This window comes from Nocardioides stalactiti (assembly GCF_014180715.1).
In the GTDB taxonomy this organism is placed as follows: Bacteria; Actinomycetota; Actinomycetes; order Propionibacteriales; family Nocardioidaceae; genus Nocardioides; species Nocardioides stalactiti.
In genome coordinates, this window is the sequence record NZ_JACEFC010000255.1 from 1 (window position 1) to 686 (window position 686).

1 protein-coding gene is annotated in these 686 nt (G+C 71.3%); it reads left to right on the top strand.

Features of this window, described 5'->3' with window-relative positions; translation table 11 throughout:
• Positions 1-686: cupin domain-containing protein (locus H0487_RS22780; protein WP_183096457.1), on the top strand; the 686-nt coding region annotated here is incomplete at both ends.

Genomic DNA, 686 nt, shown 5'->3' on the forward strand with positions numbered 1-686 from the left:
CGCGCTCGACGGTCCACCCCTACACGTTCGGCAGCGACATCCTCCGGCTCGAGGACTGGCGCCGGGGTGCGGAGACCGACCTGCCCGGCAAGGAGCTGCTCGAGATCGTCGAGCGCGGCCGCCTCTGGCTCAACCTGGTCGGCGTCAACCTCCAGGACGCGGAGGTGGGCCGCCTCGTGGACGAGCTGTACGACGAGGTCCGCAGCCTGGTGCCCGGCTTCGAGCCGGTCAAGGTGTCGGCATCGCTGCTCATCTCCTCGCCGGAGGCGATGGTCTACTACCACGCCGACAACCAGCCGAACCTGCTCTGGCACGTTCGCGGCCGCAAGCGCGCCTACGCCTACCCGCTCTCGGAGCGGTTCGTCAGCCAGCGCGACCTGGAGCGGATGGTGGCGGGGGAGACCGACGAGGAGCTGCCCTACGACCCCGAGTACGACGACCACGCCGAGGCGCTCGACCTCGAGCCCGGTCAGGTGGCCTGGTGGCCGCAGAACAGCCCGCACCGGGTCACCAACCTCGAGGGCATGAACGTCTCGCTCTCCACGGAGCACTGGACCGCGGACTCCACGCGGCGCGAGCACCTGTGGACCGCGAACTACTACCTGCGCAGCCGGCTCGGCCGCGTCCCCCGGTCGACCCGCGAGCGCGGGGTCGTCCCGGCGGCCAAGGTCGCAGCGATGCGCCTG